This is a genomic window from Microbacterium sp. SORGH_AS_0888 (assembly GCF_030818905.1).
In the GTDB taxonomy this organism is placed as follows: domain Bacteria; phylum Actinomycetota; class Actinomycetes; order Actinomycetales; family Microbacteriaceae; genus Microbacterium.
The window spans coordinates 3247472-3264491 of record NZ_JAUTAZ010000001.1 but is presented as its reverse complement, the minus strand read 5'-3'; the positions used below and the strand labels follow the sequence as shown (position 1 = coordinate 3264491).

Here is a 17020-nt window from a genome sequence, read left to right as displayed (position 1 = left end):
GTGCAAGGATGCTGCGACAGTAGATGTCGAAGCATCTAATGATGTGTTAGCAATTTAGAGGTGGACGTGTCAGTCTGTCAACACATCGAAGTGGAGGCCCAGGTGGCGAAAAATCAAAATCGATCAAACCTGTCACCCCCCACCGAGGGCGGCGGTTGGGAGATTGGTGAGCTTCGGCGAGCGATCCTTGCCCTGCAACGCGATGGCAGCCGCCGCCTCGCCGCTGCACTCCGGCCCTTCGGCTTAACCCCACTGCAGGGAGAGATCCTGGCGCAAATGGCCGACGGGGCACCGGCAACGCTCCGCGAGCTGGGCGAAGGCCTCGTCTGCAACGTCGACCCTCCCAGTCGAGCGGTCGACCAGCTCGTGAAGCGTGGCGCCATTCGGCGTCGGCGCACCCCAGCCGACCGTCGGAAGGTCGTGTTGCACCTCACACCAGACGGTTATGCGTTAGCGGACCGCGCACTCGCTGCCTTCGCGTCGATCGACAGCCTCATCGCTGACAGACTCGATGAAAGCGCGCGCCTCCACACTTTGACCGCGATCCAGCGACTGTCAGCCCTTGGGGACCACGGCCATCAATCCACATCTCGCCTTTACCCTCACAGATAGATGTTGTATCATCTATTGATACAACACATACGGAGATTTCCCATGAACGCACTCATCTCTGCCGTCACACGCAAGCCCCGCCTGACGCTTGGCCTCTGGCTGGCGGTGCTGATCGCGGCTGCGCCGCTGGCGATACAGCTGGACGGCGCGCTATCGGGCGGCGGATTCACGAACCCTCGCGCCGAGGCCCTCGTCACGCAGGCCAAGATTCAAGAGCAGTTCGGCGACGAGCCCAACCAGTTCGCAATCGCGATCACGTCCGAAAGTCGCGTCACCGACCAGGAAATTCAGGCGGCAGCTCAGGTGCTAAAGGATGAAGGAGCTGCAAGTGTAATCACTCCAGAAACGAGGCCCGCCTGGCTCTCCGACGACCAGAAGGCAGCGCTAATAGTTGCGGGATTCGATGGCTCGAACACGGCTGCACAAAATCTCACGCCCCGTTTGCAGGACAGAATCTCCGATGCAGTCGGAAACGACGCTTCCGCCTACGTGACCGGTCAACCCGCTCTTGATTATCAGTTGAACGTTCATTCCAAAGAAGATGCGACGCGCGCGGAACTGATCGTCTTCCCTTTGCTGCTCATCATCCTGCTGGTCGTATTCCGCTCGGTGGTGGCGACCATCCTCCCGCTACTCATGGCTGGCTCGGCTCTCGCAGTAGGAAGTGGCATCGGCTACCTGCTAACGCGCATCACGGATCTATCGAACCTGTACTCGAACATCGTGTCCATGATCGGGTTGGCCCTCGCCGTCGACTACTCGCTGTTCATCATCAAGAGGTTCCGGGAAGAACTCGCAACCGGGGCCGACACCAATCTCGCTGTCCGCACGGCGATGTCGACCGCCGGGCACTCTGTCTTATTCAGCGGGATTGCCGTTGTTCTCGCCCTCGCGTCGCTCCTCATCCCGAACGTGATGGCGTTCACAAGCATCGCGCTTGGAGGGATCATCGTGACTCTAGCCGCGCTAGCCGTGACGATGATCGTACTCCCCGCAGCACTTCTGCTCCTTGGACGGAACATCGACAAATGGCAGATACCTGGACGCGCGCTCGCCCGTCCACGTGACCCTGCGCCGGCGCGCGTCGGAACCCGCTTCAAGATCGCCGGCGTCTCAGCCGTACTCGCGATGGTCCTAGCTGCAACCCCTGTCCTCGGTCTCAGTCTTCAGTCTCCTGTTGCAAGCGCGACAGTACTGCCTGCTAATGACACGGCCCGCCAAGGGCTTGAGGTTATCAACCAAAAGATCGGCGCAGATCAGCTTTTCCCCCTCCAGGTCGTCTTGGAGTTCGGCCCGGACGTTTCCGTTGCGCAAGCTCTCGATGCCGTGAGTGCAACCGCTCACCATATAGAGATTCAGACGGGGGTCGCCAGTTTGACTTCCGTGCTCGACGTCGGCCTCAATCGTGATCAGCTCACCGCCGCGCTCGACGCCACCACCCGCCCGAGCGAGCTCAGCAAACTGTGGGCTGACAATGACGGACGGATCGTGACGCGGATCCTCGTAGAAACCTCACAAGGCCCGGACTCGGTCCAGACCCATACCCTCGTTACAGACCTTCGAAACGCCTTGCCCACCGTCGTCGGCGCCGGAGTTACGGTCGGAGTTGCCGGCGCGACGGCCCAAGGCGTTGACTTCGACAACACCATCATCGACGCAATTCCTCCAATCGCTTTGATCGTGTTCACCCTCACCTTCATCTTGCTCGCGTTCGCCTTCCGCTCGTTTGTATTGCCGACCCTGGCGCTGCTCTTCAATGCACTCGTGGTCGGCGCTAGCCTCGGTCTGCTCACGTTGATCCAAGCCTTGACTAACCATCAGCCACTCAACTCCGTCACCCCCGTCTTACTCTTCGCTGTGATGTTCGGTCTCAGCATGGACTACATGGTGATCATCATCGCCCGCATGATCGAGGCGTTCCAAAACGGCAAACCGTTCGAGCAGGCCGTTCTGACGGGCATGCGGCAAACCAGGTCCATGGTCAACAGCGCGGCAGTCGTCATGATCGCGGTCTTCCTAGCCTTCATGACGGGGCAAATCAGTATTGTCCGCGAAATTGGTATCGGCCTCGCCCTTGCCGTCATTCTCGACGCGCTCGTGGTGCGCATGCTTGTAATGCCGGCCTTGCTGTCCCTCATCGGGCCGGGGGCGTTTGGACGGCGAGCGCGTCTCAACAACGCGCGCAACAGCGGCACAACAACCGCCAGGGAACCGGCGGGCGTATGACGCTAAGACCGCGGCGATCGCCGCAGCCACCGCATCGTGGACGCAATAAGATGGTGCTGCAACATGTATGACGTGTCGACGATTGAGGTGTCAGCCGTGACGAGTAGTGAACCGCGAGAACCGACGATGCTCGCACCGTCCGAGCTACGGTACCTCGTCCTCGCTGTCCAGCGAGAGGGAAATCGACAGCTGAACCAACTGCTCGCACCCTTGGGCCTTACAGCCTCGCAAGCAGAGATCATCCTTGTGCTCCACGAGTTCGGCCCGATCACACTCAAGGAACTCGGAGATCTGATCATCTGTGAAGTGGGTGGGCCCAGCCGCATCGTCGAGACTCTCGTCAAACGGGAACTCGTGACCCGCATTCCCGACGAGCGCGACCGGAGAGCCGTGTCCTTGTCTTTAACTTCGTCCGGCAAAGCGCTCGTGCCGTCGCTACTAGATCTTGACCGGGGGATCAACGCTGGCGCGCTCGAACGGCTCACGGATGACCAGCTTGCCGGACTGGTCTCCTCGATGCGTGCAGTTCTTTCGACTACGAACAGCCACGACATCCTCGAGCGCAGATTCGCCTCGAGGCGCACGCTCGCGAGCGACCTGAGACAGTAGCCGCGTTGGAATATCGTCTACGCGCTGCGCCAGGGCGATCACCGAGCGTCGGCAAGTCCCTCCGTGAGCGAGTTTGCCCCGATCCCCTTCACGATCACATTCTCGTCGTCTAGCGACATCGCTCTCCGGTCACCCAGCCCTCAAAACCGCAGAACCAGGACAACGTCAACCACGAAGCAGATGAGCCCGCCCACGCCTGAAGTGATCGCGAAGAGCGTGGCACCGGACGGTGTAGTGATTGGCACCCGCTCCCGCGAGAACGTGAAGAACGCCGGGGGAAGCGATCAGCAGCCTGGAGTTGCTTGCGCACGCAGGCATAGCTCACGCCGAATTCCTCCGCGATGCTTACCATCGGGGACCCGCGCTCGTACCGATCCACGAGGTCCCGTACCTGCGCACTCGTCAGCCGTGAACCTTGCGGGCCACGAGACCTGATCGGCTCCTCCCCCACCGCGACCAGCAACCGCTGCACCTTGTTCGGGCTGAAGCCATGCCGGCTGCCAATGACCGCAAGCGTCTCCCCTGCTCGATACGACTCAACGACCGCATCCGTGACCGCCGGAGGGACGGCGTCGGGATCTGTGCGCGATAGCTCGAGACGCTTGATGAGATTGTCGAGCGTCGTTCGATGAACACCCAGCTTCGTGGCGAGGTCGGCGATCGGCTCACCCCGTTCGTAGCCCTCAGCGAACGCCATCTTCTCGTCATCAGTCAGCTGTCGTGCCTTCCGAGGCATTGTTCGTCGCGCATCCGGACGTCGGCCATGTCCCGCGGCCGCCAACTTACGGAGGTGCGAAGCCCCTCCCGATTTATTCGAGTACCACCGAACGAGCCCCACCAGACTTGTCGTAATCGAAACGTCGCCCGAGGCGATCTTCGCAAGAGCAGTCGCTACCCGATACCTCGCCGCCCATGTCCCCAGGGGGGGGTTCGTTGGGTCCTCGAACAGCTCGCCTGCGGTCATCAGCATGTCGAATGGCTCGTTGAGCTCCACCTCGGTCGCCTCATCGGCGTACACGTAGATACACGAGAAGACCGCCTGGTCGAGTGCGCGACGTTGCTCGCCAGTCGCGTTCGCGTACGACTCCCCCGGCCGCGCGAGAAGCGACAGTGCCGCGTCGAGATAGTCCATCACCGCCGCGAACTTCTGTTCTGTCTTCTCCAGCCGAGCGGTCACAGAACGGCGGACGGTGTCAGAACAACTTGGGAGCCCTGTCGCCCAGCCAGTCCTCGATTCCCCGTTCCGGGATCTTCGTAGGGTGATTCTCGTAGATAAGTTCACGCGACAACTGCACGTCAAGTTTTCGAGTACTTGGTTCGTAGTAGACTTTGTATTCTGTCGGTCGTGGAATTCCTGCGCCGTCAAACTCCTTGTTCGCAGCCGAGAGGTCCTCTCTCAGGAAGCGCTGCATCGCTCGCACGCGAGCTGTAGATGCCTCGCCTCCTTTGAGGTCATCGGGGAAGATGACGGTGCCGCCCTGGTCGTAGTACACATTCGCGAAGATTGCACCGCCCTCGCAGGATGCGTAGATGTAGAGGGCTCGCACATCGGGCGCGGCGCCTGCGTACTCAAGGCCGATTGAAACCCACTTTGAGAAGAGGTCCTGAAGAATTTGAGCTTCGTTTGTCATGTGAATCCATTATTCTATTGATTGAACTCGGCGTCTACGGCTCGCCCGTTAACCGTCGACTCGACTTCGAACTTCGTGGGTCTGCCGGTCGCATCGGTGGTGATCTTTATATCCACAGTCACATGACCCGGAGGATCGGTTTTCAACGCACTCGCCCACTGATTCTCCAACTTCTTATACTGACTGAGGTTGATGTCGGAGAATTGGCTGACGATGTTGTCCAGTTTAGGTGAGCCGCCGAAGAAGTCGCCGGCGAGGTGGCCGGCGTGGTCTCCGGGGAGTTTGCCGGGGCTGTCTCGGTCGTGTGGAAGTCGGCCTTCGTGTGTTTTCATGCCGAGTTCTTCGGCGTAGAACCGGTCGATGTGACCGTTTTCGTCGGTGTGGTAGATGTAGTCGTGTTCGCCGGCCTGGTACCAGGTGTTGGGTCTCAGGCTTCCGTCTGGATTGAGGTGGGAGCCGTCACGCACAATCGGTAGTTGGTCGATGTCAGCCCTGGAAAGCGGCCGCCAGCCGTCCTTTACTGTGCCGCCGCGGAGCCTAGGGACCGCCGGTAACGGCGCGTCTGGTGCCGTTTTGGGTGCGAGTGGTGTCGTGCCGGGAAGCCTGCCGTGGAGTCTGGTCGTGATCTTCTCGATGACTTCAGCGAGTCGGCGGATCAGCGGCACTGCTTCACGGAGCGAGCGGAGAAGCCTCATAACGAACACGCCCACGCGCATCGTGATCATCGAGACGCGGGCGCCGATTTCTGCGGCAGCTTCTGGTGCGCCGAGTCCTGCGGTGACGCCAGTGACGAACGCGGCACTGAGGGCGGTGCCGACGATCTGGGAGAGCGCGTCGCGCACCATCCCGTACACCGCTTGCACGAGGGTCGACGCGAGCTGCAGTCCCGAGCTGACAGCGCTTGCCCACTGTCCGGTGGCGGAGATGTTCTGGGCAAGGTCGTGGAGGTGGGCCCGGTAGGCGTCCACGGTCTCGCCGCTCATACCGTCCAGGTCGCTGATCCGTTGGTTCAGGGTCGTGCCGACCTGATCGAGTCGTTCGGCGGCGTTCGACCAGGTTTGGGCGAACGCCTGCACCTCGTTCGCGTTGCCGGTGAGATCCTGCATCCACCCGCGGAGCGGCTCGAGATGCTCGATCAGCCAACCCAGACCGTTGGCAATCAATGTGCCCAGCGGATCAAGCAGCCATCCGGCCGCGTCGATCGTGTAAGAAAAGCCAGAAAGCCCACCCTCGACCCAATCGCCCCGTGTGATGGCAACCGCCAGACTGTACCCATCCTCCAGCAGGTACGCGCCGGAAATGCCGGACGAAGGCTCGTATGGCTCCGGGATGGCGATCAGCGGGTTACTCATCAACCAAGGGCCTTGTCCAGGCCCTGGATGGTGCCGCGCACCGACTGCTCGTAGGCGTCGAAGTCGCGCACCACGCCCCGCGCCTCGGTCGCTGTCCGCGTGATCAGTCCCTGCTCGGCGGAGATACCCGCCGCAGCCACCGCCGAGACGACAGCGACGGGCGGGATCATCCACATACACATCGGCCCGAACGCCCCGCCGCTGAGATTGACGGACTGGATCGCCGCGACTGCTTCTGCCGCGTCCGAGGCAAGCTGGTCGACTTTCGAGGCGTGCTGGAGCAGCACGTCCGGGTCGATCCGGATCTCACCCGCGCTCACGCCCTCCCCCCGGTGCGCCAGGCATGAGACCCCGTCTCCTGCGCTTCCAAGTCCGCGGCCACGACTTTCACGATCGGGTCATCCTCGCCCAGGATCTCCGCCGTGATCGCGAGCGTCTTCGCCCGCGCATCGCGACTCGCAGCCCCGATCAGGGCCATCACTTCCTGGGTCACATACCGGCCACCACGTTCCGCCGCGGCATCCGTGACCTCCAATACCCGCACGATCCCGCCAGCGTCGACTTCCACAGCGACATCACGACGCCGCGACACCGCACGGGCCCGCACCCCATCAACCGCGGCTTGAAACGCCGGATACCGTTCCGCCCGCCGCTGCGCACGCCGAACATCCTCTTCTATCCGCGCGATCGCTGCATCAGCATCCCCGAACACCCGACGCCCCCTCCCCTCGCACGGCTGAAGACTACGCCCGCAGATCATGCACAACGCAAGTCATGAGCAGATCGTGACCCCCGTGATCGTCCCGACACTTACCCCACAGCTCGTCATCGCGTGACATGTGGAGAACGGGATGTCGACGGAGACGATCGGGCGCGGGGTTAAAGCGCGCGGCCCCTGAGATAGATCATGGGGTCGCAGATGGTCGGGGTCGTGGTCGTGGTTCGCGAAGCACGAAGAAAATGAAAGCACCGACGACCAGTGCGCCGAATACGGTGACAGCGATAACGGGGCCCGCCCCAGTGCTTTCAGGCAGCTGGTTCTGAGTGAAGGAGGTTGCCGATAGAGCCCACGCAGCAGCGATGTCCGGCTGCGCCTCGGTAATGGAGCGAGGCTCAGGCGCGATCTCCGCGGCAGGCTCGTTGAGTCCGACGATAGTCCCCTCGCCAACCGCGTAGAACTGGCGCCCGGTGATACGTAGCTCGACGAAGGAGTCGCCCGCATGGCTCACGATCGCGTCGGTGAAAGACGCACGCGTGTCGATTCCATACCGCTTCCAAGCGCCGTCGGGAGAAAACGCCGAAGATGTCCCGAACGCTTTGCCGTCACTGTCGTAAGCGACCGCGATCCACGAGTCAATCTCACCCACCGGGTCGTCACTGGCGCCGTCGATGTACGCCTGGTTCATCCGGTACACCGGTCGCGGATCACCGAAATGTCCGACGCCCGCGCACAGCTCACTGGCTGAATCAGTCGCGGACGCATCGCAAGAAAACGCCCGCTGAACATCAGGCGGCACGGCACCCTCGCCGGCGGCAGATGCAGCAGCCGCCGGCAGCAGAATCGAAAGAACAGCTACCGAGGTCACGGCCACGACCCCGCAGATACGCTTCAACACTCCCCGTCGCATCGCCACCTCCTCCCTCAATCTCACACACGCAACCTCACCGAAGCAACAGCTACACGCCCTATGTCGAGATCAGAGGCGGAGTCAGATCGTCCTCGCTATCAGCGAAGCCACACAACCACGACATCGAGGACAACAACGGCAGAGCGGACAACCGCGGCGCCTTTACTTAGCTCGCGGCGTCGTATACCTCGATGATGCTGGCGGGCGCGCGGCGGCAATGAAGGGGGCGAGAGCGTCTTCGAGCTTGGCGGCGTTGGTGTCGGAGAGGTCGATCTCGTAGGACTTCTTGCCGTACGCGAAGGTCACGGTGCTGCCGGTGCCGTCTTCGATCGGGGTGCCATCGAGATCGTCGACCAGCTTGACAATGACTTTCCGCGCCATGAGAGCAACTCCTTATAGAGATGAGTCGAGCATGCAAACATGTGCCTGCAAGAAGAGGCTGTAGCGATCGCCTTGCGTGATTCACGATGCCGCAGGAGTGCTCTTGACAAAATCGACGAAATGACGCATAACCCCCTACGACTTTATGGTGCACGGACTGCGGCATATCTCGACGCCGACGCATACCTCGGCGTCGCTAGGGCCATTGTCATCTCCGGCCCAGCGAACTCCGTGTCACCAATTGTCTCGACTCTCGTGCGCGTCATCCGCTAGGAGTGACGTGCTGCTTCTGCCTGCCCGTCTGCCGCTTCTTGGAAGGTGTCCCCGTGACCGCGCCAACGCTTGAACGCTTCTCCTCCTGCCCGTTGTGGTGTGCAGGGCACGACGACGACCAGGAACCGCCTCCCGTGCGCTGGCACCGCAGCGAAGGCGAGGTTGTCCCCGTGGTGGAGCGTCATCGCATGGCCCTTGGCGGGGTCGTCCCGGCGCCTCTGACCCTGACGGAGTATGTGGTCGCGGTCGAGCAAGACACGCAAGCCACCTACGTCTATATCGGGCCGCTCGAGGAAGCACACCGATTCCTGGCACTCACCCTCGACAGCGCCCGCCGACTTCACGCCGTCCTCGGCGGACTGCTGCGCAGCGTTGACCAGTCCTAGTTGGTCGTCAGCGGCGGGACGGGCGGCAGGAGCTCCTCGATGGGTGTGTCGAGGGCTTGGCAGATCGCGAGGATAGTCGCCAGGCGCGGATTGGTCGCGGCACCGTTCTTGGTGACAGCTCCGCGTTCGTACTGCTGATAGGCGTAGAGCGAGATCCCCGCACGCTCCGCCATCGCTTCTTGCGTGAGGTTCTTCGCGTCCCGCGCCCGGCGCAGCTGCAGTCCCAGTGCCCAGGAGAACTCCGCCCATGCGGGCGTTGTCGTGGGGCGGAACTCATCGTTACAGCCCGAGACCAAGAAGAGTTGGTGAGAACCAATATAAATTGGTAAAGTCCGGGCGTACCCTGTCCACCCCGAACCTCGGGCGGGGAACGCCGGCTCTGCACCACACCCGACTCGCCTCCAGGGGGACCACGCCATGACCCGCACCGCTCCCACGCGCCGCCGCACACGCACGAGCGCCCGACTTGCCGCTCTACTGACTCTCACCGCCGTCGGCCTCCTGGGTGGTGCCCTTGCTGCGCAAGCTGATGCGACCGGCTCGTCGTCGACCGCGTCGGGATCTGGTTCTCTTGGTGGCCTGAGTGCCACGATCGACACCACCTACCAATGTCAGCTTGAGACTGGCGAGATCGGCGGGACTGTCACTGCCACGGTCGCGAACAATGGAACGTCGGCGCAGGATGTCACCCTCAAGCTGTGGTCGGGCTCGCTGACGGCAAGTTACCCGTACCCGCCGCGCGTATTCACTGTGCCCGCTGGATCGTCCGCTGAGCTCTCCACCGGGTACAGCATGTACGACCCGAACGGTGGATTCATCCTGACCTCCACGGACGGCACCATCGCCACTCTCGACATCCACTGCACGACTCCGTCACCGTCGCCCAGCCCCACGGACACCTCTAGCCCCGAACCGTCGCCCACGCCCACGGAGACTGCGACGCCCGAGCCGGCCCCGACGCTGATAGCGACGGATTCCCCTGCCCTCGCTCCTTCCGGGCCCACGGCAACCGCACCCACCGCATCCCTGTCCACTCACACGGCCCTGCAAGGCGGCCAGCTCACGGTCACCGGCAGCGGGTTCACCGCCAACGAACCCCTCGAACTCTGGCTGCACTCCACCCCCGTGAAACTCACCACCCTCACCGCCAACGCCGACGGCACCTTCACCCAAGTGGTCACCATCCCCACCGGAACCGCTCTTGGCAGCCACCAGATCGAAGTACGCGGCACCACCAGCGGATCACTCACGCTCAACCTCACAGTCACCGACACCCTCGCAGCCACCGGACTCGACCCGGCAGCATCGGTCGGCGTCGGTATCGGAGGAGGAGCGCTGTTGCTCACGGGTATCGCAGTGACGGTGATGGCTGCACGTCGGCGCCGTGCCTAACGAGCCCGATGTGACGAGGCCTCGCCGTTGGCGGCTCACGGTCGCGGCGTTGCTCGTCGTGGGAGTTGTCACGCTGAGTGGCTGCACGGCTCTGAACGGGTGGCTCGATAGGAACAATCCCACGCAAACGGCAGCCGTGGAAGAAGAACCCGCCCCCGACGTGCCGATGTTCGCCACCGCAGAGGATGCCTACAAGTACTTCGCCGTCCAATCCCCACCAGACAGTCTCACGCTAAAGGCCGGCGCTTCCCCGGAAGAGTTCGGGAGATGGATCGTCAAGATGGAGAACACGTGGATGAAGGCCAGCTGCGACAAGGCTGACGACATCTTTTACGTGTTCGTGAATCAGTTCACGGCACTCGGTCCCGACGCCGCCTACACGGGCATAGCTCAGGAGAACGCCAAGGTCTTCGTTGAGCCGATCTTCGGCAAGAACTGGAAGAACAGCACCGCGGCGAGTCGATGGATGAGCGGCATGACGAAGCTCAACGCCGACAACATATCGTGGTGCATACCGCGCAAGGAGAGCTACGTCGCGCAGTACGAGTTCGTCTCCGCCGCCGAAGGTGCGTCCTACACACCAGATGCACGTGTGATCGTGGTCACACAGAACCAGTTCAGCGCGAACCCCGAAGCGACCGGCATGGGCGAGGTCACCTTCGCCTACACAACCACAGTCGAAGACGGCAATCTGGTGCTCGTCGATGCGTCCATGAAGTAGATCGCTGCAACTCTCCGGGTGCGGAACACGGCGCCGGCCTGGAGAGGCCTTTACAGGCGCACAGCTCGTTCAGTGTTGGAAGGCCAAGCGAAGATCGGCTTCGTCTTCCGGGGCCAAGGAGGGGCAGCTACCGAGGCGTGCGCCGATCGGACGGTTGCTGGTTCGTCGCCGCCGTCGTTCACTGGGGGTGTAGCCCGCGCGCGCTCGTTGTCGGTCTGCGGTCTCGTAGAGAACCCTTCTCGAGTTCTCGGCCGCACCCGTCAAGGAGGTGACCCGCCCCATATGAGCGAGTCCAACGTCAAAACCCCGCCCGCCACCGCTGCGTCCGCGAACGGACTCGGCTACGGCCCGAGCAAACCCCTCGCGGTCAGACTCAACGAGTCCACCCGCACCCAACTGGACATCATCGCCCAGCTACGCGACCGCAACGTCACCGACGAAGTCAGCCTCGCCATCGACGCATGGATCGAGGTAGCCAAAGCCGACCCAGCTCTCCAACGCCTCGCCCAGACTGCTCGCGAGGAGATCGAACGCGAAGCCGCAGGCAAACGCGACGCGATCACCGCCATCATCAACGCCACACCGGCGCCGAAGACCCCGCGAACGTCGAAGCCCCAGGGAAGCTGACGGATTCACCCCACAGGCGGCCGGCTCGAGCGATGTCCCATCCGGACGCTTGCTCGCCGGCTGCCCCGCCTCATCCTTCGCCCCCGCCTGATGACTGCTGCTCGTTTGTGCTCTGCGATTCCACGAGAACCATCCCGGTTCCCGGTCGCACGCACAAAGGAGACACCCTCATGGTGCAGGGCATCATCATCCCGCCAGACAACACGAAGGAACCGACAGCCGCGACATTCGAGACGCTGGAGGATTACCAGCAGGCCGCCGGTGGATGTGCTCGACGACCGATGACCGTGATGAGAACCAGCGCCGCAGGGTCGGTAGTACGCGAGGGAAACCGTTCGGCATCCAGACCCCCGGCAGAGGAGTGCTGATAAACCTACAGCGAGACTCCTGCGCGCTCCACGACATATCCGTCGGACAGGCTGAAACTGTCAGCCTTGCTGGAATCTGCTATCGACGAGGGCATGAGTCCATGCCAGCACATCAGGAGCGCTCCCCGCCGCGATCGTCTCGTAGACATGGTGCTCCCACATGCTCCGAAGCGCATCAGCAGAATCGGGAGGCATCTCCATCGCTTTCTCCACCGCTTCTTGCCAAGTGGTCGCGTCGACGTGGAGAGCCGCGGCGAGTTTCGGAGCCATCTCCACATTGCGTCTAGACGTCGTGTCATCGAGTGCGCCTAGCGCGTCGAGGACGTACGCATCCAGGAACCGCAGCATCGGCTTCCCGTCGTACCGGTCGACTGTCGAATCCATCGGTTCACTCCCAGTTGCAGTCATTCAGTGCATCGAAGCCGCCTCGGAGAAACTCGTCAGCGGTGGAAGATGCGGTATGCGACTGATATTCGGTCAATCATCAATGGCACTGATCAGGGCACGACTTTAAACTTCACTGGCGGCTCGCCAGAGGTCTTTGATCTGTATTGATCGGAGCCAGTTTGGAAAGTACGCGCACCGGCGGAATCAGACGGTTTTTACCGTGAAGTTGATGTAGCGGCCGCATACTTCTAGCACCTCTCCGAGCCGGCCCCATTCTCTTCATCTCTGTACGCGGGCACCACTCTGCGCCCACAGATCGCCACCTGACTGACACGACCTGCTGCACGGATAGGCGCCATGACACCTCCGCAGAGCGGCGGACGGTGTCACAAGAGCTTAGGTGCCCTGTCTCCAAGCCAGTCTTGGATGCCCTCCGAGGGGACTTTTGTTGAATGGTTCGTGTAAATCAACTCACGCGACAACTGCACATCAAGCTTTCGCGTGCTCGGCTCATAGTACACGCGGTACTCAGTGGGTGCAGGGGAATTCACGTTAGATAGAGATTTCTCCGCAGCGGCGAGATCATCAAAAAACAGACTCATCATTTGGGATACCCGACTCAAGTCCGTATCGATGCCCTGAATGCTGCGTGGCCTCACGACGGTTCCGCCCTGATCGAAGCAGACGTTGACGTAACGCGTGCCCTGCTCTGATGAAGCGTAAAGGTATACAGCGCGGAGGTCGGGGGCGCCCTGAGAGTACTCAAGCACAAGACTGATCCAATTGCTGAAGAGGTCCTGAAGTATGGCTGCTTCGTTATTCATGGCTCCTCATATTTTACTGTACGAAATCATATGGTTCCACCTCGCCGTTAATCACCGATTCAATCTCGAACTTTGTCGGCCTGCCGGTGGCATCGGTGGTGATCTTTATATCCACAGTCACATGACCCGGAGGATCGGTTTTCAACGCACTCGCCCACTGATTCTCCAACTTCTTATACTGGCCGAGGTTGATGCCGGAGAGTTGGCTGACGATGTTGTCGAGTTCGGGTCGTGACGCTCGCGACCCTCGTGGAGTTTCAATTCGAGTTCTTCGGCGTGGAACCGGTCGATGTGGCCGTTTTCGTCGGTGTGGTAGATGTAGTCGTGTTCGCCGGCCTGGTACCAGGTGTTGGGTCTCAGGCTTCCGTGGGGATTGAGGTGGGAGCCGTCACGCACAATCGGTAGTTGGTCGATGTCAGCCCTGGAAAGCAGCGGGTACGCGCCGGAGATACCGGACAAGGGCTCGTCCGGCCTGACCCCGCCGCATGAGCGTGGGGGCGAGAGTGAGATCGCGGTCAGCGCCCGGGGACCGGCGCGTCACGCACCGGAACATGGGCGCGGATCGTCGTGCCCGCACCGCCGGACGAGACGTGGAGGTCGCCACCGGTTTCAACGAACGCGCTGCGCAGCAGGCGCAGGCCGTGTCCTGACGACGGCGTGCGTCCGGCGGGAAATCCCCGGCCGTCGTCGGTGACTGTGAGCTCGTACTCGTCGTCGGGGCGCCCGACCCGCACCTCGATGTGCTCGGCGTGCGCGTGCGCGCGGGCGTTTCGCACGAGCTCACGGGTCGCCTCGGTGAGCAGCCGGGAGGTCTCGGCATCCGGGGCGGCGTCGCCGTCGATCTCGGGGGCGACGTCGACGCGCACGTGCCATCCCGCGGCGCGGGCGGCCGCGACCACATCGTCGAGAGCTTCGCGCAGCGGGAGCGCGGCGACGGGGGCGTCATCGTCGAGCAGATCGCGCAGTGCTCGGGCGTCGTCGGAGAGCGTGGCCGAGATCGCGCGCAGCCGCGAGGGATCGGGCGCAGACGCCAGGACCTCGAGCGCGAGGGCGGATCCCGCCAGATTCTGCAGAACGTCATCGTGCAGACGGCGGGCCAATCGCAGCCGTTCGCGCTCCCGCGAGCGCAGCCCGTAGTCGATCGCGGCCCGGCGGTCGCTGTCGGCCTCGGCGAGCCGGCGCGCGAGGCGGATCGACATCGGCACGAGCAGCGCCGTCAGTGCCGCGATGCCCGCGACGAGCACGGGGACGTACACCGCCAGCGTCGAGGCCACCCACGCGTCGCGGAAGACCGGTACGTAGACCTCGAGGCGCAGAGGTGTGCCGGTGGCGTCTGTGAAGGCGATGAAGGCCTCGCGCAGCTCACGGCTGTCTCTGCCCTCGAAGCGGTGCTCGACATTGGACGGGACGTCGAGGACGACCACACCCTCGCGCCCGAGGCGGTCGGCCAGGCCTGCGGAGTAGGGCCGCTCGTCGCCGATGAGTCGCCGCTCGTCGGAATACACGACGCGCACGGTGTTGCCGTCGACGCTCCATACTTTGATCCGTGCGACGGCGCCCGCGTCGAAGAATCCCTGCACCTGCGCGTCGAGCGTAGCGGCGTCGAGAGTGCCACCGGTGAGGTCGGCCACTGACAGGGTCGACGACACTCGCTCGGCGACCCGCGTGGCGGCTGCGCGGGTGACCCGGTCGGCCTCAGCGGTGGCGAGCGCCCACTCGAGTCCGACGAGCGCGGCGAGCAAGCCGACCGTGACGATGGTGGCCGCGAGCAGGTGCCGACGGATGAGGGTGGCCGCGGTGGGCGGGCGTCGGCTCATCGGCGACCTCCGTCGTCCATGCCCAGAGCACGCGCCCGGGCGACCACCTCGAGCTGGGAGCCGGCGCGCAGCACCGCCCGCAGGGTCTTGACGTGGTCGCGTACGGTGTGAGTCGACAATCCCAGCGCGCGGGCGATATCGGCCGGGCGTGAGCCGTTGCACAGCAACGTCAGAACGTCTCGCTCGCGCGGGGTGAGGTCGTCGAGGGGGGTGCGCGTGAGACCCTGCGCGAGCGTCGGACGGTGCGGGGTGGCGGTGCGGATGGCGGCGATCAGGTCGCCGAGCCGGGTGTCCTTCGCGAGATAGCCCGCCGCGCCCGCCGCGAGCGCCCGCTCGGCGCCGGCGGCGCGCGGGTGCGCGGTGAGCACGATGATCCGCGCCCGGGGCAGCCGACGGTGGAGGATCGGCAAAACGGTCAGGCCGTCGTCGTCGCCGATGCTCACATCGAGCACGATCACGTCGGGCGCGAGCGCGTCGGCCTTGCGCAGTCCTTCGTCGAGGCTGGCGGCGGTGCCGACGCAGACCGTGTCGGCCGTGGCATCCAACGTGAAGGCGAGGAGATCGCTGAAGACGCGATGGTCGTCGACGACGAGCACGCGGCACGCATGATCGGGGGCGGCGGGCACGGTCATGACCCCCTCATTTTAGGGGGCGGAAGCCAATAAAGGTAAGGCTAGCCTCAGTGAGTCGCGACGTCCCGCACCGTCCCACTCAGGAGTCCCCATGCCCCGCTTCCGATCCACCGCGAGCGCGCTCGCACTCGCCCTCGCCGGAGCCCTCGCTCTATCGTCGTGCTCCGGCGCCCCCACCTCCGCCCCCGCCGAAACCGGTGCCGATGAGGAACGCACCCTCACGCTCTACTCGGGTCGAGACGAAGAACTCATCGCGCCGCTCATCGAGCAGTTCGAGACGGCCTCCGGCATCGACGTCGAGGTGCGGTACGCCGGCTCCACCGAACTGGCCGCACAGCTGCTCGAAGAGGGCGATCGCACCCCCGCCCAGGTCTTCCTCTCCCAGGATTCCGGCTCCCTCGGCGTGCTCGCGGCCGAAGGCCTGCTCGCCTCCCTCCCCACAGAGGTCACGGCGGTCGTCCCCGAGCAATACACCTCGAAGGATGGATCGTGGGTCGGCCTCACCGGTCGCGCACGGGTGATCGCCTACGACAGCCAGGCCTACACGGCCGCCCAGATCCCCGCCGATGTGTGGGAGCTGACCAAGCCGGAATGGAACGGCAAGGTCGCCATCGCCCCCTCGAACGCGTCGTTCCAGGCTTTCGTCACCGCCTTGCGCGTGGCTGAGGGCGAAGACCGAGCCCGTCAGTGGGTCGAAGGGATGGTCGCGAACAACGTGCAGACCTACGCCAAGAACGGCGAGATCCTCGAGGCCGTGAACACGGGTGTCGTGCCCCTCGGCCTCATCAACCACTACTACTGGGCGCGATCCGAGCAGGACCCGACGACGCTGCGCGCCCAGCTGAAGTTCGGTGAGCCGGGCTCGGTCTCGTCATTGGTGAACGTCACCGGCGCGGCCGTGCTCGCATCGAGTGCGGACTCGCCCGAGGCCCGCGAGTTCGTGGCGTTCCTCGTGTCGAAGCCCGCGCAGACGTACTTCTCGGAACAGACCGCGGAGTACCCGCTCGTCGAGGGCGTGGCGTGTCCCACCGGAGTGCCCCCGCTGAACGAACTCGGCGGTGCCGACATCGACCTCGCGCAGCTGTCGTCGGTGCAGGACACCGTCGCCCTGCTCACCCAGGCGGGTCTGCTCTGACCCGGGTCTCGACACACCA

21 protein-coding genes are annotated in these 17020 nt (G+C 63.5%); 8 read left to right on the top strand and 13 right to left on the bottom strand.

Annotated features, from left to right (window positions below):
- Window positions 1-60: 60 nt before the first annotated feature.
- The 3 genes from QE381_RS17985 to QE381_RS15950 all read left to right on the top strand — a co-directional run bounded on the left by QE381_RS17985 (window position 61) and on the right by QE381_RS15950 (window position 3447).
- Window positions 61-612: a MarR family winged helix-turn-helix transcriptional regulator gene (locus tag QE381_RS17985; RefSeq protein WP_373426959.1), complete on the top strand. Its 552-nt coding sequence runs from the start codon at window positions 61-63 to the stop codon at window positions 610-612.
- 42 nt (window positions 613-654) lie between these two features.
- Complete coding sequence (locus tag QE381_RS15955; protein WP_307219748.1) at window positions 655-2838, top strand: MMPL family transporter; 2184 nt, start codon at window positions 655-657, stop codon at window positions 2836-2838.
- A 72-nt stretch (window positions 2839-2910) separates the two neighbouring features.
- Entirely contained in the window at window positions 2911-3447 is a 537-nt protein-coding gene (locus QE381_RS15950; RefSeq protein ID WP_307219746.1) for a MarR family winged helix-turn-helix transcriptional regulator, read from the top strand.
- Window positions 3448-3556: 109 nt separating this feature from the next.
- Here QE381_RS15950 and QE381_RS15945 read toward each other — a convergent pair whose 3' ends face one another.
- The 7 genes from QE381_RS15945 to QE381_RS15915 form a co-directional block, all read right to left on the bottom strand.
- Window positions 3557-4624: a helix-turn-helix domain-containing protein gene (locus QE381_RS15945; protein ID WP_307219744.1), complete on the bottom strand. Its 1068-nt coding sequence runs from the start codon at window positions 4622-4624 to the stop codon at window positions 3557-3559.
- Window positions 4625-4640: 16 nt separating this feature from the next.
- Entirely contained in the window at window positions 4641-5078 is a 438-nt protein-coding gene (locus tag QE381_RS15940; protein WP_307219743.1) for a hypothetical protein, read from the bottom strand.
- Window positions 5079-5092: 14 nt separating this feature from the next.
- A complete protein-coding gene (locus QE381_RS15935) occupies window positions 5093-6430 on the bottom strand; it encodes a DNA/RNA non-specific endonuclease (RefSeq protein ID WP_307219741.1) in 1338 nt (445 codons plus the stop codon).
- Window positions 6430-6750 (bottom strand): type VII secretion target, encoded by a 321-nt coding sequence (locus QE381_RS15930; RefSeq protein WP_307219739.1) that lies wholly within the window; start codon window positions 6748-6750, stop codon window positions 6430-6432. Before QE381_RS15930 ends, QE381_RS15935 begins: the two co-directional genes overlap by 1 nt.
- Window positions 6747-7142 carry a hypothetical protein gene (locus QE381_RS15925; protein ID WP_307219737.1) on the bottom strand — a complete coding sequence of 132 codons (396 nt, stop codon included), beginning with the start codon at window positions 7140-7142 and terminating at the stop codon, window positions 6747-6749. The genes QE381_RS15930 and QE381_RS15925 overlap by 4 nt, the downstream gene beginning before the upstream one ends.
- Window positions 7143-7335: 193 nt before the next feature.
- Complete coding sequence (locus tag QE381_RS15920; RefSeq protein WP_307219735.1) at window positions 7336-8058, bottom strand: hypothetical protein; 723 nt, start codon at window positions 8056-8058, stop codon at window positions 7336-7338.
- A 162-nt stretch (window positions 8059-8220) separates the two neighbouring features.
- Entirely contained in the window at window positions 8221-8439 is a 219-nt protein-coding gene (locus tag QE381_RS15915; RefSeq protein ID WP_307219733.1) for an Lsr2 family protein, read from the bottom strand.
- A 326-nt stretch (window positions 8440-8765) separates the two neighbouring features.
- On the opposite strand from QE381_RS15915, the gene QE381_RS15910 reads away from it, so the two are divergent.
- Window positions 8766-9098 (top strand): hypothetical protein, encoded by a 333-nt coding sequence (locus QE381_RS15910; protein ID WP_307219731.1) that lies wholly within the window; start codon window positions 8766-8768, stop codon window positions 9096-9098.
- Here the strand turns inward: QE381_RS15910 and QE381_RS15905 are convergent.
- A complete protein-coding gene (locus tag QE381_RS15905; protein WP_307219730.1) occupies window positions 9095-9394 on the bottom strand; it encodes a helix-turn-helix domain-containing protein in 300 nt (99 codons plus the stop codon). The genes QE381_RS15910 and QE381_RS15905 overlap by 4 nt on opposite strands.
- A 121-nt stretch (window positions 9395-9515) precedes the next feature.
- Between QE381_RS15905 and QE381_RS15900 the strand changes: the two genes are divergently transcribed.
- From QE381_RS15900 to QE381_RS15890, 3 genes are all read left to right on the top strand, one after another.
- Window positions 9516-10490, top strand: a complete 975-nt coding sequence (locus tag QE381_RS15900; RefSeq protein WP_307219728.1) for a hypothetical protein — start codon at window positions 9516-9518, stop codon at window positions 10488-10490.
- Window positions 10491-10500: 10 nt separating this feature from the next.
- A complete protein-coding gene (locus QE381_RS15895; protein WP_307219726.1) occupies window positions 10501-11211 on the top strand; it encodes a hypothetical protein in 711 nt (236 codons plus the stop codon).
- Window positions 11212-11493: 282 nt separating this feature from the next.
- Window positions 11494-11838, top strand: a complete 345-nt coding sequence (locus QE381_RS15890; protein WP_307219724.1) for a hypothetical protein — start codon at window positions 11494-11496, stop codon at window positions 11836-11838.
- 428 nt (window positions 11839-12266) lie between these two features.
- Here the strand turns inward: QE381_RS15890 and QE381_RS15885 are convergent, their stop codons facing one another.
- From QE381_RS15885 to QE381_RS15870, 5 genes are all read right to left on the bottom strand, one after another.
- The gene (locus tag QE381_RS15885; RefSeq protein WP_307219722.1) at window positions 12267-12590 is read right to left on the bottom strand and encodes a hypothetical protein; all 324 of its coding nucleotides are present in this window, start codon (window positions 12588-12590) and stop codon (window positions 12267-12269) included.
- 389 nt (window positions 12591-12979) lie between these two features.
- Window positions 12980-13417: a hypothetical protein gene (locus QE381_RS15880; protein WP_307219720.1), complete on the bottom strand. Its 438-nt coding sequence runs from the start codon at window positions 13415-13417 to the stop codon at window positions 12980-12982.
- Between the two features lie 13 nt (window positions 13418-13430).
- Window positions 13431-13679 carry a DNA/RNA non-specific endonuclease gene (locus QE381_RS17980; protein ID WP_373426998.1) on the bottom strand — a complete coding sequence of 83 codons (249 nt, stop codon included), beginning with the start codon at window positions 13677-13679 and terminating at the stop codon, window positions 13431-13433.
- 253 nt (window positions 13680-13932) lie between these two features.
- Complete coding sequence (locus tag QE381_RS15875) at window positions 13933-15234, bottom strand: sensor histidine kinase (protein WP_307219718.1); 1302 nt, start codon at window positions 15232-15234, stop codon at window positions 13933-13935.
- Window positions 15231-15866, bottom strand: a complete 636-nt coding sequence (locus QE381_RS15870) for a response regulator (RefSeq protein WP_307219717.1) — start codon at window positions 15864-15866, stop codon at window positions 15231-15233. The genes QE381_RS15875 and QE381_RS15870 overlap by 4 nt, the downstream gene beginning before the upstream one ends.
- A gap of 91 nt (window positions 15867-15957) precedes the next feature.
- On the opposite strand from QE381_RS15870, the gene QE381_RS15865 reads away from it, so the two are divergent.
- Window positions 15958-17001: an iron ABC transporter substrate-binding protein gene (locus tag QE381_RS15865; RefSeq protein WP_307219715.1), complete on the top strand. Its 1044-nt coding sequence runs from the start codon at window positions 15958-15960 to the stop codon at window positions 16999-17001.
- Window positions 17002-17020 lie beyond the last annotated feature (19 nt).